We start from the raw sequence: 13681 nt of genomic DNA on the forward strand, positions 1-13681 counted from the left end.
AAAAATTTCTATCTAGCAGAGTAGCCAAGCAATCTTTTACTAATAATCATTTTAGAAATAGATTCAGGGACTTGATCCTCCCATTTTCCCCTCCCTTTTTGAATTTCTGAGAGTACTTGAGATGGATTTATATGCAGCATACTTTCGTCTACATTTTCTAAACCTACCAAATAACCATTTTCTTTACAGTATTCAAATAAGTGCTGTAATTTTTTAGGCGGTTTAAAATTATCAATCGTGATTAATTCTTCTTGTTCAGGGCTTTTGATAGGGTATATGTATAAACGGGTATTGTCTGGAAATAATTTTGCGAACGCTTCCAGAATCCCTCCTTCTAATCCAATATAATAATCTTCAGTGAAAATAAGATCCAGATTGGAAATTCCAAGAATCATACCAAGCTGTTGATTGGTATAACGACGGAAATATTGACGTAAGCGGAAATAGCGCAAATAATTAGAAATCATCACTGTATATCCCTGGGTGTTTAGCATATCCACACGAGCAAGAAAATCAGCATCATCGATTACATCACCTACAGTCAAGCTCGCCATAGTTATTTCAGCTAACACCAGGATTTTGCTGGTATCAATATTATCAACTTCCTTAAAGTGTTCCTCACCACATTTTTTCATATCAAGATGTAGTTTTGTTAAAGGCGTGTAGGTGCCACGGATTACCAAAATATTTTTCTTGTACAGGAGTTCACTAGGCACTTGTACTTCACCTTCCGGGCTAAACATTATGGCATGCGTCAAATTTTTATGAACCAGATGTAAATTCATTAATCTATTTTCAGTCTCTTCAAAATAAGGACCTGAAAAATTAATTAAATCAACTTCAATACGGCAGGGTTCTAGATCATCAACCAACGCTTCAATGATTTTTTTAGGTTGAGTGAAATGGTGAAAAGCAGCATGAATTAAATTTACCCCTACTACACCTAATGCCTCTTGCTGAGCACCACCATCATTATCTAACATACGCACATGTACAATAATATCGCTAGGTGCAGCTCCGGGGTATAGCTGTACTCGAATACCTAACCAACCATGACATTCATTTTTTTGTAAATAACTTTTTGCAGTGACTGTTGCAGCATAAGAAAAAAAAGTAGTATTTCTCGGGCGTGTTGGAGTTAATAAATCAGTAACAGCCGTATATTCCCGATCCAGCATTTTCATCAATCGACTGCGACTGACATATCGCTTGGTTTCTTCAGCCCCATAAATATCATCACTTACTTGCATATCATATGCGGACATTGTTTTAGCAATTGTTCCGGCTGCTCCACCTGCTTGAAAAAAGTTTCTTGCAACTTCCTGACCCGCTCCTATTTCAACAATTGTTCCATACTTGCAAATATCCAGATTAATTTCTAAAGCTTTTTGTAATGTTTTTTGAATTTTTTCACGATCAGACATTTTGGTAAAACCTTTTGGTAGTAATTTTTACAGTCATTATGACGTGTTAGTTAGTAATAATAAAATATTTATTTATATAAACTTACTATTACTATTAGTCATTGATTAAGTTGTGGATAAGCTGTTTTTCAACATTAATATCAATTTCTTAACGTGTATGTAACTATGTTATAAAGTTTAGTGTTGAGTGTGACAAAGGTGTACGTAAAAAGGCAATGAATCATTGAACACAGAATAAAAACATCTTTAAACATGGCTAATTAACAGGGTTGTACACACTTGCAAGCGCTCAAAATATTATCTGATTAGCCACAAGCTTCAACTATCTTTAAAAAAAATGCGTATAAATCTAATGTAGCCCATATGACGTTTATGGAATGCGGAGAATAGGTGCCATGAATATCCCGTATTCCGCTAGCGCCATAACGGGCAACAAAGTAGTTATTGATAGGCTGAAAATTAAACGTAATCAGGAAATATTAAAAACGGAGCTAGCTTAACTAAATGAATATTTTAGTGCTCCATTTAGGTTTGGAACATCTGCGTAAGCGAACAGTATTTTTTTGTCGATAAAATATAAGGTGCTCCGATATCAATCACATCAGGACATGTAAGGTAAAAAATATAAACTGCTGCAGATTTTATAAAGGGATGTAGCTCGAATCAGAGCAACATCCATTTCAATTTGTCTCGTTGAGCCTGGATACCTAAAGTAAGTCTGTGTAAAAAATAATTCTCCAATACTGTTTTTAATCGCATATGTATCAATCCAATACTATCGAATATGAATTCGATAGTTTAGTTTGGCAATTCTGCTGACTTTTCAATACATAAAATTTCTAAATTTGAAATCTTTGAACGGGCAATCCAAAGATCTCTCAGTGCCAGGATTTTAAGCACTTTGTAAAATCTCTAATAATTATAAGAAGGTTAAATATATAAACTTATTATTACTATTAGCAAAGCAAAAGTCTGTTGATAAGTTATTTTTTAGCTTAACTATCAGTTTATTAACCTGTTTGTAATATTGTTATAAAGCTTAGTTATAGATGTTACAAAGATGTGGGTTTAAAGGACAGTAAAAATTAATAACAGATAGAAAACATCTTTATGTATACATAGTTAACAGGCTTATGCACATGAAACTTGCTAAGCTTTACAACAATGGCAACAGATAAGGCACTATATTATTTGCAATAACAGTTTGTGCGATTTCATTAGGATGTAAGCCATCGCGCTGTATTTGAGATTTATCTAAAGCAACACCTTCGAGAATAAAGGGTACTAAAGTAATATTGCTTTTTTTAGCTATTTTTTCATAGCTGGTATAAAACATGTCAGTGTAGCGTTTTCCATAATTACTGGGTATACGCATAGTTAGTAGTAAAACTTTTGCACCCGATTTTTTTGCCTGTTCAATTATGGCAGTTAAATTTTGTTGCATGTTCTTTAAAGACAAACCTCTTAACCCATCGTTCGCACCAAGTTCAAGTATGAGTATCTCGGGTTGATATCGGGTTAGTATTTGCGGTAAACGTGCTAGTCCTCCGGCGGTAGTATCACCACTAATACTTGCATTATGCACTGTATAATCAGGATGACTGGATGCCAATTGCTTGGCCATTAAAGCAACCCAGCCATGTTGTACTTCAAATCCATAGCTAGCACTGATACTATCTCCTAAGACTACAATTGACTTTGCCTGTGTCAGCGTAGAACAAAAAAATAAAACTCCCACTAAAATAACTTTAAGCATAATGAACTCCCAAATAGATAAATATAAATCAAGCATCATTAATGTTGATAACTTGTGTAAAACAGTATCCAGTAATAATAGCGATTTGACTATCTTGTCATCAGTTAGCTTTAAAATCAAAGCCGCAGAAAGTGTAGCGATTATTGGTGCTTCAGGATCTGGGAAATCTACTTTACTGAGTTTATTGGCAGGCCTGGATGTTGCCAGCTCCGGTTCAATAGAAATACTGGGTCAATCAATTGGTAAATTTGATGAAGATGGTCGCGCAGCTTTACGTAATCAATTGATTGGTTTTGTATTTCAATCTTTTCAATTATTACCCAATCTTACTGCATTAGAAAATGTCATGTTGCCGCTAGAATTAACGGGTAATAAAAATGCAAAAAAATTGGCGGCTGATTTGTTAGATCGAGTTGGATTAAGCCAGAGATTAACACATACACCAAATCAACTGTCTGGTGGAGAACAGCAACGCGTTGCTTTAGCGCGCGCATTTGTGACTCGACCTAAAATTTTATTTGCGGATGAACCGACTGGCAACCTGGATAGCACAACAGGTGAATATATTATCGATTTACTATTTGAATTAAATCGAGAAAATCAGACGACTTTAATATTGGTGACACATGATCAGCGATTAGCAGAACATTGTGATCGCATCATTGAATTAAAAGCAGGGTGTATTATATGAATCGTTTGTTATTAGCCTTGCGCTTTTTGCACAGAGATAGTCGCTCAGGAGAATTGACTTTATTAATGTTCGCACTGATTATCGCTGTAGGAAGTTCTACCGCGATCAGTTTATTTGCCAATCGCATCAATCGCACGATGAATTTTCAGGCAGCTGAATTTTTAGCAGCAGATTTGGTACTGACTAGTCCAGACTTTATTACGCATGATATTTTGGCAAAGGCCGAAAGTTTGGGATTAAAACATTCACAGGGAACTGATTTTTCCAGTGTGCTGATGGAAAATGATGAGTTTTTATTAGCCGCTGTTAAAGCAGTGAGTGCAAACTATCCATTACATGGTTATTTAAAAATAAGACAAGACAGCTATGCTCAGGAGCAGACTGTTTATCACGGTCCTTACATAGGTGAGGCATGGGTGGAAGCGCGTATCTTGTCTGCTTTACAACTTAAATTAGGCGATTTTTTGAGAGTTGGTGAGAAATCACTGTTAATTGCCCAGATTCTGACTTATGAACCTGATAAGCAAGGCGATTTATATAGCCTATCACCCAGAGTGATGATTAATGCAGGTGATTTGGCAGAAACCAGAGTATTACAACCAGGCAGTCATGTACATCACTTTTATCAATTTGCTGGAGATGAGGCAGGTATTCTTAAATTTAAGCGCTGGCTAAAGCCTCAGCTAGGTGTATCGCAGCGTATTATGGATGTTTATGAGGATAGACCAAAACTGGGCTCTGCTTTAGAAAAAGCGGAACGTTATCTGGGCTTGTCCAGTATTGTGGTCATTTTAATTTCCGGTGTCGCGATTGCGATGGCAACAAGGCGTTATAGTGAAAGGCATTTTAACAGTAGCGCAATTTTGCGCTGTTTAGGTTATAAACAAAATGATGTGCTGCAATTATTTTTATGGCAATTTGCTTTTATCGGCTTGTGTGCCAGCAGCATCGGCTGTCTAGTAGGATGGGTTACACAGGAATTTTTATTACATACCTTGCGTGAATTATTACCGGCAAAAATAGCAGCTCCTAGCTTACTTGCTTTTTTATTCGGCATAATTATGGGAGTTGTAGTGTTATTCGGGTTTGCTTTACCCCCTTTGTTACGTCTAAAACAGGTATCGCCTTTACGTATATTGCGTCGTGACCTGGTTCCGTTACCCAGTAGTGCCTGGCTGGTATATGGATTGGCAATAACTTTGTTACTGGTGTTAATAACTCAATATACTGAAGATATGCAAATGACACTTATTATTATCGGTGCATGTGCTCTTAGTTTATTAATAATAGCGGGGCTGGTATATCTTATATTAAGTACAAGTCGTTATTTACTTGCGTATGTGAATTTAACCTGGCGCTTTGGTTTGCAAGGATTGTCAAAAAACAAGCACACAAATATTGTGCAGATATTAGCCTTTAGTATGACTTTGTTGGCAATCATATTGAGTTTTACAGTACGATCGGATTTAATCAATGACTGGCAAAAGCAATTAGCGGATGATGCACCCAATCATTTTGCTTTAAATGTTTTTGCAGATCAGAAAGATGGATTGGAGTTGGAATTAAAACAACAAGGGGTAAAAGTGAGCAAGTTTTATCCTGTCGTTAGAGGACGTCTGGTTGAAATCAATTCACAACCGGTACAGCAAATTGTGACTAAAGACTCTACAGGCGAACGTGCGATACATCGTGATTTAAGTTTAACCTGGTCGCAAGCTGTCGCTAAGGATAATAGAATTGTCGCAGGACAATGGCCGGAAAAGCGTAAGCCAGGCCTTGTTTCAATAGAACAAAAACTAGCAGAAAATCTAAAGGTTAATATTGGCGACACGTTAACATTTTCTATCGGCAGTCAACAAGTTAAGGCAGAAGTTGATAGTATTCGCAAAGTTGATTGGGATACCATGAAGCCTAATTTTTATATGATGTTCTCACCGGGCAGTATTGATCAGTTTGCGCATACCTATATCACCAGCTTTTATTTATCTGCCAGCAAAAAAGATTTGTTGAATCAATTACTCAAACATTATCCCGCGATGACAGTATTAGATGTGGATTTATTATTACAACAGATTAATCGCATTTTGAGTCAATTAACAGCAGCTATTAATTACTTATTATATTTTGCATTAGCGGCCGGATTTTTAGTGTTATTTGCAGCAGTTCAAACAACATTAGATAGCCGAATTTATACCGGTGTATTAATGCGTACGCTAGGTGCAAAGCGCAGTTTTTTTCAAAAAATACAATGGATTGAATTTAGTGCCTTGGGTTTAATAGCAGGGATCCTGGCAGTTTTGATGTCGCAACTGGTCATCTATGCTTTATATTATTGGGTACTTAAACTGGATTTTACTATTAACCTTACTTTGTGTTTAACAGTTCCAGTAGCGTCCGCTTTATTGATAGGTTTAGCAGGATTCTGGGGTACGCGCTCTGTTGTTAATCAGTCGCCTATGCAAGTCTTGAGAGAGTTGTAGCGTGCGAACTGTATTTAATGCACTACAGAATTTTTACTCAAAAGGAAATAGAGAGCAGAATTGTAAAGTTGCTTTTCTCAGAGCTTAATTCTAGATTAAAGAATAATTATGAATAACTACTTATTGATAAACAGGTAAAATGTCACTATCTTAATAAAGTGTTTATTAACATTGAAAATTGTAGGTTTGACACTAAAAACCTCCTAGTTAATGGTATGTTGTGCGTGCCTTCAGAAATATAGAGATTGCTTAAATAATGAAAACAAAGAAAATAGGATTTATCGGTGGCGGTAATATGGCTCATAGCCTGATCAGTGGTCTAATTGCTAGTGGCCACCCGGCGCAACAAATCTGGGTTGCTGATTCAGATCAGGAAAAACTCTCCAGTTTGGCTAGCAGTATGCATGTAAATACTTCGGCAACAAATGATGATTTGATTGCACAAGTTGAAGTCGTTGTATTAGCAGTTAAACCTCAATCGATTGCAGCCGTAATTAGGGCTTCCAAAGCTAGTTTTAATAAAGCCAATATTTTACTGGTTTCAATTGCAGCGGGTATTAATCAGCAAAGTTTAAGTAAATGGCTAGGTGCAGATAAAGCGATTGTTCGTTGTATGCCCAATACACCTGCTTTAGTACAAACCGGTGCAAGCGGATTACATGCTAATCAAAATGTAACTGAAGAACAACATGATTTGGCGGAAAATATCATGCGTTCTGTAGGAATTGCAGTCTGGGTTGAAAATGAATTTGAATTAGATGCTGTTACTGCAGTTTCAGGTAGTGGTCCTGCTTATTTCTTTTTGCTAATGGAAGCGATGGAAAAAGCAGCGCTTGAATTGGGTTTATCGCAGCATACGGCTCAATTACTCATTGAACAAACCGCTTTAGGGGCAGCAAGAATTGCACTGGAATCGTCAGAGTCACCCGGAGAATTAAGAAAACGGGTGACCTCACCAGGTGGTACGACAGAAGAAGCGATTAAAACTTTTGAACAAGGTGGTTTCACTGCTTTGGTAAAAAAAGCTTTGCAAGCAGCCAATGATCGATCCATTTCATTATCTAAAGAATTGGGAGCAGAATAATGGGTTCAACATATGTTAGTGATCCAATCATTTTTTTGATGGATACCGTTTTTTCATTTTATATTTTAGCGGTGGTTTTACGTTTTCTTTTACAATGGGTGGGCGGAGATTTTTATAATCCAATCTCACAGTTCTTAGTGAAAATAACCCATCCGCCTCTTCGAGTGTTACGCCGCTATATTCCGGCAGTGGGTAAAATAGATACATCATCCATCGTGTTTGTCATTGCTTTGCAAATGTTTTCAGATCTTATTACCCTGACTCTAAAAGGCATTCCATTTAGTTTTGCTGCACTCATTCTATTATCCATCAGTCAGTTAATTTCTTTAGTCATTAATGTGTTTGTGTTTGCTGTCTTTGTACGCGCATTATTAAGCTGGATAAACCCAGGTTCATTTAATGCGGCTTCCAATTTGCTGTACAGCATTACTGAGCCACTATTAGTTTCTTGCAGACGAGTCATTCCCGATATTGGTGGTATCGATCTATCGCCATTGCTTGTTCTTGTGGGTCTGCAACTGGCTAAAATGTTAATTATTCCACCGTTACAGGAATTAATTACTCTGGTTGGATAATTTGTCCAGGATGTAGCAGTATTTTCCTGGATACTGCTATATCTTTGTTAAATTTAAAATATCTAAGATTATACTTCGCGCGACCACATGCCACATATGCGGTTTTCTAGCGGCCGAATTTAGCCGATAGCCGCGTTGCTTATTATGCGCCTGTTTCAGCGCCTTGCTCTTAACCAAAATAAACTCGATAAAAATTCCGTATCCGTGACCGCGCGAAGTATAATAAAAACATAAGACATGACTAGTCTGTGAACTTTAGATAATTGTGTTTATCCTATGAAAAATTCTAGCTTTATTTTTTGTTCAATATTGATTACCGGTATGATTGCATTGCAATCCTCGGTGCATGCAAAAATGTACCGTTGGGTAGATAAAGACGGCAATGTATCATACTCTGATCAGGTTCCTCCGGATCAGTCCAGGCTCGAGCGAAACGTATTAAATGACAGTGGCAGGGTAATTGATACAGTAAGTGCCGCAAAAACTCAGGAACAAATTGACCTGGAAAAAAGACTGGCAATTTTAAGAACGGAACAAGAAAAGATTATAGCCAAGCAAAATTTAAACGATAAAGTGTTACTGAGTACCTTTCGCAATGTTGATGATTTACGCTTAACCTTAAATTCCAAGTTACTTGCTGTGGATGCACAAAAACGTGTGTATGACAAAACCCAGGAAAATTTAAGAGAAGATTTAGCTCAAGCGCGCAAACGAGCAGCACAAGCGGAAAGAAGTGGTCATAAGGTTTCTCAAGCGATTTTAAATGAAATTGCCCAAATAGAAAAAAGTATAGATGTCACTGACCAGGAAATTAGTAAAGTAATAGTAAAACGACAGGAAATTGAAAAAAAGTTTGATAAAGAAATAGAACGCTTTCTTTTTTTAACTAAAACAAATAAAGACAATTCCAAAAATGTAATTAATGAGATAGCAGAACTAAAGGATGCTGATGATTTGGGTTTGTTTAGTTGTGAGGATGCAAACAGCTGTCAACTAGCATGGGAAGAAGCTAAGCAGTTTGTTGTATTGAATTCCACGACAGGAATTAATTATTTTACTGAAACTTTGATTATGGGGAATGATCCTGTAAAAGAAACAGATATAAGTCTATCGGTATCTAAATTGATGCGGAAAAATAATAATGACAGCATATTTTTAGATATACGCTGTCATAATTCCAGTAGGGGCACGGAACTGTGTCTCAGTAAACAAGTGGATTTAATACGTCGCTCTTTTGGACCTTATATTCAAAGTGCGGTGAAAAAATAAACCATTGATAGACACCGCCCCGGCAGACTTATTACACTGTATCAAAGTATTCCAGCTATTAAACTTTCACAAAAGCTTTAAAAAGATTTATTCTCGGCCACCAGCTCGTTGTAAACATGCAGTGTTTACTGCTTTATTTTGCTGCTATTCACACATACTTAACGGTGCACTTCTGGAAGTGCAAAAGGTATAATGATTTTCTGTCTTTTTAAGGTCTATTTTTTATGTATTCTATTCCCGATATAACTTTTGTTGGTGGTGGTATCACTAGCTTTTTAAGTGCGCGTTTGTTTGCTTTAGCTGGAGCTAATGTCACTATTATAGATAAGAATCAGACTGGAAAAGAATCGTCCTGGGCGGGTGGTGGTATTTTACTGCCCCTATATCCCTGGCGTCAGGCGGATGCCATTAGTCAACTTGTTATTCGAAGCATAGAGGCTTATCCAGAGTTAGCACAAGCATTGATTGATTCTACCGGCCTCGATCCTGAATATATTGAGAGTGGTTTGTTAATGTCACAGCTGACAGATTTAGATAAAGCTCAGGAATGGTGTGCTAAATATTCTATAGACTGTTGCTCTGCAAATAGGCAACAACTAGAAAACTTCCCACAGATCAATAATCAATCTCTGTATATGGATTCTATTGCTCAAGTAAGAAATCCACGTTTACTTAAATCACTTAAACAGGATTTGCTCCAGCGTGGAGTTAATATTATCGAAAATTGCGCGATAGAAAAAGTAAGCATCAAAAATAACCGAATTACTGAAATAGCGAGTGAATCTGATTCATTTAACGTTAATTCGGTGATTATTACGGCTGGTGCCTGGACAGGAACATTGTGCAGACAATTATTCGGCGGAACAATTGCAGAGCAGCCTGATGTTTTTCCTGTAAAAGGGCAAATGTTAATATTAGATACGGCTGTAAATACTCTGGATACTATTATTCTTGAAAATGATAGGTATCTAATACCCCGAAGTGATGGAAAAATTCTATGCGGCAGCACGGTAGAGTATGCCGATTTTGATAAATCGACATCAGAACAGGCGCAACAATCATTGCTTGCATTTGCCAGGAAATTATTTCCTGCTTTAGAGTCAGCGCCCATTATTCATCACTGGGCTGGTTTACGTCCGGGGACTCAACAAGGTATCCCGTACATAGATATTCATCCAGAGATAAATAATCTAGCGATTAGTGCAGGACATTTTAGAAACGGATTTGCTATGGGACCCGCTTCAGCGCAATTGCTGTTTGAAATAATAACTAAGCAACCCACAACAATTGATGCTGCCTTGTATCAATTTTCAGCCAAGCACTAAGTTATCTGCCTATGAATTATTACCCTTTTATACAGCCCTTACTTTTTAAGTTAGATGCTGAGGCTTCCCATTACCTGACTTTAAATGGTTTAAAACTCTCACATTTGGCCGGTTTGGACAAAATATTGAATCCAGCCATGATAGTAAAGCCGTTAACAGTTATGGGGCTAGAGTTTGCAAACCCTGTGGGTCTGGCTGCCGGCCTGGATAAAAATGGCGATTATATTGATGCCTTGTCTGCCCTTGGGTTTGGTTTTATAGAAATAGGTACGGTAACTCCGCGTCCTCAACCTGGAAATCCCAAACCACGGTTATTCAGGTTAATCGAACATCAGGCTATCATTAATCGTATGGGTTTTAATAATCAGGGTGTTGATTATTTATTAGAACAAGTTAAAAAAAGTCAGTATAAAGGGGTGTTAGGTATTAATATTGGCAAAAATTTTGATACGCCGATTGATAAAGCTACTGAAGATTATCTGATTTGTCTACGTAAAGCTTATTTGGATGCGAGTTATATAACTATAAATATTTCATCACCGAATACTAAAAATCTACGTCAACTGCAACAAGGAGATGAAATTAAAAAGCTACTCTCGTCTTTAAAAGAAGAACAACTGCAGTTACAAATGCAATATCAAAAATATACACCCATTGTCGTTAAGATCGCGCCTGATTTAAGTGATGCAGAAATCCAGCATATTGCAGGGCTCTTAGTTGAATTTTCTATAGATGGTGTCATTGCAACGAATACAACCCTGGAACGCAGTGCTGTACAAGGTCATCCCCTGGCTGATCAAATGGGCGGCTTGAGCGGAGCACCAGTGAAACAGAAAGCAACGTATGTTGTTGCGCAACTAACTGATGAATTACAAGGAAAACTGCCCATTATCGCAGTCGGCGGAATTATGAGTTATGCTGATGCACAAGAAAAACTTGATGCTGGAGCGAGTTTGGTACAAGTATATAGCGGCCTGATTTATCAGGGGCCAACTTTAGTACATGATATTATGCGCGGATTATCAGCAGCTTAAACCTGTTTTTTGAATCAAATATTCAGAGAAATAAAAAAGGCCGCTAGAGTAACAAACTCTAGCGGCCTTCTTGTGAACTAAATAGTTATTAATTTAATTCAACTGAATAATCGCCCAGAGGACGGCGAAAAGCAAAATAATAAGGAGTTACGACAAAGTCGTTCCATGTCGTTTTAAAAGCATCATGTGGCTCAGGTATACTAGCTAGTCCAGAGAAAGGTGACGCAGCAATAAAAATTGCCAATCCTGTGATACTGCCAATTACCGCTACGGGGCGTATGATAATCTCGGAAAGCATATCTGTGGTAGTTGATGAGTTTTCATCTAATTCAGTAGCGATATCCTGGGCTTTTGACAGGGTTGGGTCAAAGTCCTTTTCAGTTTTTGTTGTAGGGGAATCCACTTCCTTGGCCTGCTGAGATGTGCTGGTATCATTTTGCTCTGCAGCAAAAGCTGTTTGTTGGGTTAGGAAAATGAATGAGGCTATAAAAAAACAGGTCCTAATGTATTGCATACTGTTCCCCTTATTTTACTAAATGATGATACTACGATCAGTAATTCTGGTTGATATTGAATCTGGAAAAGTCGTTACGTCTAACTGTACTTGTTTTTATATCAGTTACTGTTCAGTTGTATTATATAAAATTCAATAGACACAGAAGAGCTAAATCAGATTCAGGTTGAGAAAGTTAATTAGCGTTTCATGGATTCAAAAAATTCGGCATTAGTTTTAAAATCCTTTAATTTGCCGAGTATGAATTCAGAAGCAGCCATTTCATCCATAGGTTGCAGAATTTTGCGTAAAATCCAGGTTTTTTGCAACGCTTCCGGATCTACTAGATAATCTTCACGACGCGTACCTGAGCGGTTAATATTAATAGCAGGATAAATACGTTTCTCTGCAATTTTACGTTCCAGATGCAGCTCCATATTGCCCGTTCCCTTGAATTCTTCGTAAATGACTTCGTCCATGCGTGAACCGGTGTCAACAAGTGCCGTTGCAATAATGGTTAAACTGCCACCTTCTTCAATATTACGGGCAGCACCAAAGAAACGTTTAGGTTTTTCTAATGCATTTGCATCAACACCACCAGAAAGTATCTTGCCAGATGATGGAGCGACCATATTGTAAGCCCGCGCCAAACGGGTCAAAGAGTCTAACAAAATAACTACATCGTGTTTGTGTTCAACCAGTCGGCGAGCTTTCTCAATAACCATTTCGGCTACTTGAACATGACGTGTAGCAGGTTCATCAAAGGTGCTGGAAATAACTTCACCACGTACACAGCGCTGCATTTCCGTGACTTCTTCAGGGCGTTCATCAATGAGCAGAACGATCATGTAGCACTCTGGATTATTTTCTGCAATGGCATGTGCCAGGCTTTGCAGAATCATGGTTTTACCCGCTTTTGGAGGTGAAACAATAAGACCACGCTGACCTTTGCCAATAGGGGAAATTAAATCAATTACCCGTCCGGTTAAATCTTCACTACTGCCATCGCCACGTTCCATAATGAAACGTTTGTTAGGGAATAAAGGTGTTAAATTTGTAAAGAGAATTTTGTGTTTAGCATTTTCGGGTGTTTCAAAATTGATTTTTTCAACTTTGAGCATTGCAAAATAACGTTCGTTGTCTTTTGGGGGGCGTATTTTACCACTGATGGTATCCCCGGTACGTAAGCTAAAGCGTCTGATCTGACTAGGGGAAACATAAATATCATCAGGTCCAGCCAGATAAGAACTGCCCGGTGTGCGTAAAAAACCAAAACCATCCTGTAGAATTTCTATGACTCCGTCGCCGTAGATGTCTTCGCCGCTTTTTGCTTGTTTTTTTAGAATAGAAAAGATAACTTCTTGTTTCCTCGTTCGAGAAACATTTTCGATACCAAGGTTTTCAGCGAGTTCGATAATTTCTGTAATTGGTTTTAATTTTAATTCGGTAAGATTCATACAAGGATAGTTTTAGGAAGATATAGCATTTTTGGCTAACAGATATAGTTAGCTTGATATGTAAGATGCGGTTATTTTGATATGCAGAAGGTG

Annotated in this window: 11 protein-coding genes; 7 read left to right on the top strand and 4 right to left on the bottom strand. The window is 37.6% G+C overall.

Annotation, left to right across the window (positions count from 1 at the left end; genetic code table 11):
• Positions 1-8: 8 nt before the first annotated feature.
• Positions 9-1424, bottom strand: coding sequence for a nicotinate-nucleotide adenylyltransferase (locus tag AU255_RS00900; RefSeq protein ID WP_080521120.1), 1416 nt, complete (start codon positions 1422-1424; stop codon positions 9-11).
• A gap of 1156 nt (positions 1425-2580) precedes the next feature.
• The gene (locus tag AU255_RS00905) at positions 2581-3180 is read right to left on the bottom strand and encodes an arylesterase (RefSeq protein ID WP_080521121.1); all 600 of its coding nucleotides are present in this window, start codon (positions 3178-3180) and stop codon (positions 2581-2583) included.
• A gap of 1 nt (position 3181) precedes the next feature.
• Here AU255_RS00905 and AU255_RS00910 point away from each other — a divergent pair, with 1 nt between their 5' ends.
• The 7 genes from AU255_RS00910 to AU255_RS00940 all read left to right on the top strand — a co-directional run bounded on the left by AU255_RS00910 (position 3182) and on the right by AU255_RS00940 (position 11638).
• Positions 3182-3871, top strand: coding sequence for an ABC transporter ATP-binding protein (locus tag AU255_RS00910; protein WP_080521122.1), 690 nt, complete (start codon positions 3182-3184; stop codon positions 3869-3871).
• Entirely contained in the window at positions 3868-6351 is a 2484-nt protein-coding gene (locus AU255_RS00915; protein ID WP_080521123.1) for an ABC transporter permease, read from the top strand. Before AU255_RS00910 ends, AU255_RS00915 begins: the two co-directional genes overlap by 4 nt.
• A gap of 256 nt (positions 6352-6607) precedes the next feature.
• Complete coding sequence (gene proC / locus AU255_RS00920; RefSeq protein ID WP_080521124.1) at positions 6608-7435, top strand: pyrroline-5-carboxylate reductase; 828 nt, start codon at positions 6608-6610, stop codon at positions 7433-7435.
• Positions 7435-8010: a YggT family protein gene (locus tag AU255_RS00925; RefSeq protein WP_080521125.1), complete on the top strand. Its 576-nt coding sequence runs from the start codon at positions 7435-7437 to the stop codon at positions 8008-8010. The genes proC and AU255_RS00925 overlap by 1 nt, the downstream gene beginning before the upstream one ends.
• Before the next feature lie 276 nt (positions 8011-8286).
• Positions 8287-9279, top strand: coding sequence for a DUF4124 domain-containing protein (locus AU255_RS00930; protein WP_080521126.1), 993 nt, complete (start codon positions 8287-8289; stop codon positions 9277-9279).
• A gap of 224 nt (positions 9280-9503) precedes the next feature.
• A complete protein-coding gene (locus AU255_RS00935; protein WP_080521127.1) occupies positions 9504-10604 on the top strand; it encodes an NAD(P)/FAD-dependent oxidoreductase in 1101 nt (366 codons plus the stop codon).
• 11 nt (positions 10605-10615) lie between these two features.
• Positions 10616-11638, top strand: a complete 1023-nt coding sequence (locus AU255_RS00940; protein ID WP_080521128.1) for a quinone-dependent dihydroorotate dehydrogenase — start codon at positions 10616-10618, stop codon at positions 11636-11638.
• 88 nt (positions 11639-11726) lie between these two features.
• On the opposite strand, the gene AU255_RS00945 is transcribed toward AU255_RS00940, so the two are convergent.
• A complete protein-coding gene (locus AU255_RS00945) occupies positions 11727-12152 on the bottom strand; it encodes a hypothetical protein (protein WP_080521129.1) in 426 nt (141 codons plus the stop codon).
• A gap of 179 nt (positions 12153-12331) precedes the next feature.
• Positions 12332-13588 carry a transcription termination factor Rho gene (rho, locus tag AU255_RS00950; RefSeq protein WP_080521130.1) on the bottom strand — a complete coding sequence of 419 codons (1257 nt, stop codon included), beginning with the start codon at positions 13586-13588 and terminating at the stop codon, positions 12332-12334.
• Between the last annotated feature and the right edge of the window lie 93 nt (positions 13589-13681).

This window comes from Methyloprofundus sedimenti (assembly GCF_002072955.1).
Taxonomy (GTDB): domain Bacteria; phylum Pseudomonadota; class Gammaproteobacteria; order Methylococcales; family Methylomonadaceae; genus Methyloprofundus; species Methyloprofundus sedimenti.

Bases quoted from the DNA above. Each gene is read 5' to 3' on its own strand.
- proC (WP_080521124.1), top strand. From the start codon at position 6,608: ATGAAAACAAAGAAAATAGGATTTATCGGTGGCGGTAATATGGCTCAT.
- AU255_RS00945 (WP_080521129.1), bottom strand. From the start codon at position 12,152: ATGCAATACATTAGGACCTGTTTTTTTATAGCCTCATTCATTTTCCTA.
- AU255_RS00940 (WP_080521128.1), top strand. From the start codon at position 10,616: ATGAATTATTACCCTTTTATACAGCCCTTACTTTTTAAGTTAGATGCT.
- AU255_RS00900 (WP_080521120.1), bottom strand. From the start codon at position 1,424: ATGTCTGATCGTGAAAAAATTCAAAAAACATTACAAAAAGCTTTAGAA.
- AU255_RS00930 (WP_080521126.1), top strand. From the start codon at position 8,287: ATGAAAAATTCTAGCTTTATTTTTTGTTCAATATTGATTACCGGTATG.
- AU255_RS00935 (WP_080521127.1), top strand. From the start codon at position 9,504: ATGTATTCTATTCCCGATATAACTTTTGTTGGTGGTGGTATCACTAGC.
- AU255_RS00915 (WP_080521123.1), top strand. From the start codon at position 3,868: ATGAATCGTTTGTTATTAGCCTTGCGCTTTTTGCACAGAGATAGTCGC.
- AU255_RS00925 (WP_080521125.1), top strand. From the start codon at position 7,435: ATGGGTTCAACATATGTTAGTGATCCAATCATTTTTTTGATGGATACC.
- AU255_RS00905 (WP_080521121.1), bottom strand. From the start codon at position 3,180: ATGCTTAAAGTTATTTTAGTGGGAGTTTTATTTTTTTGTTCTACGCTG.
- rho (WP_080521130.1), bottom strand. From the start codon at position 13,588: ATGAATCTTACCGAATTAAAATTAAAACCAATTACAGAAATTATCGAA.
- AU255_RS00910 (WP_080521122.1), top strand. From the start codon at position 3,182: ATGAACTCCCAAATAGATAAATATAAATCAAGCATCATTAATGTTGAT.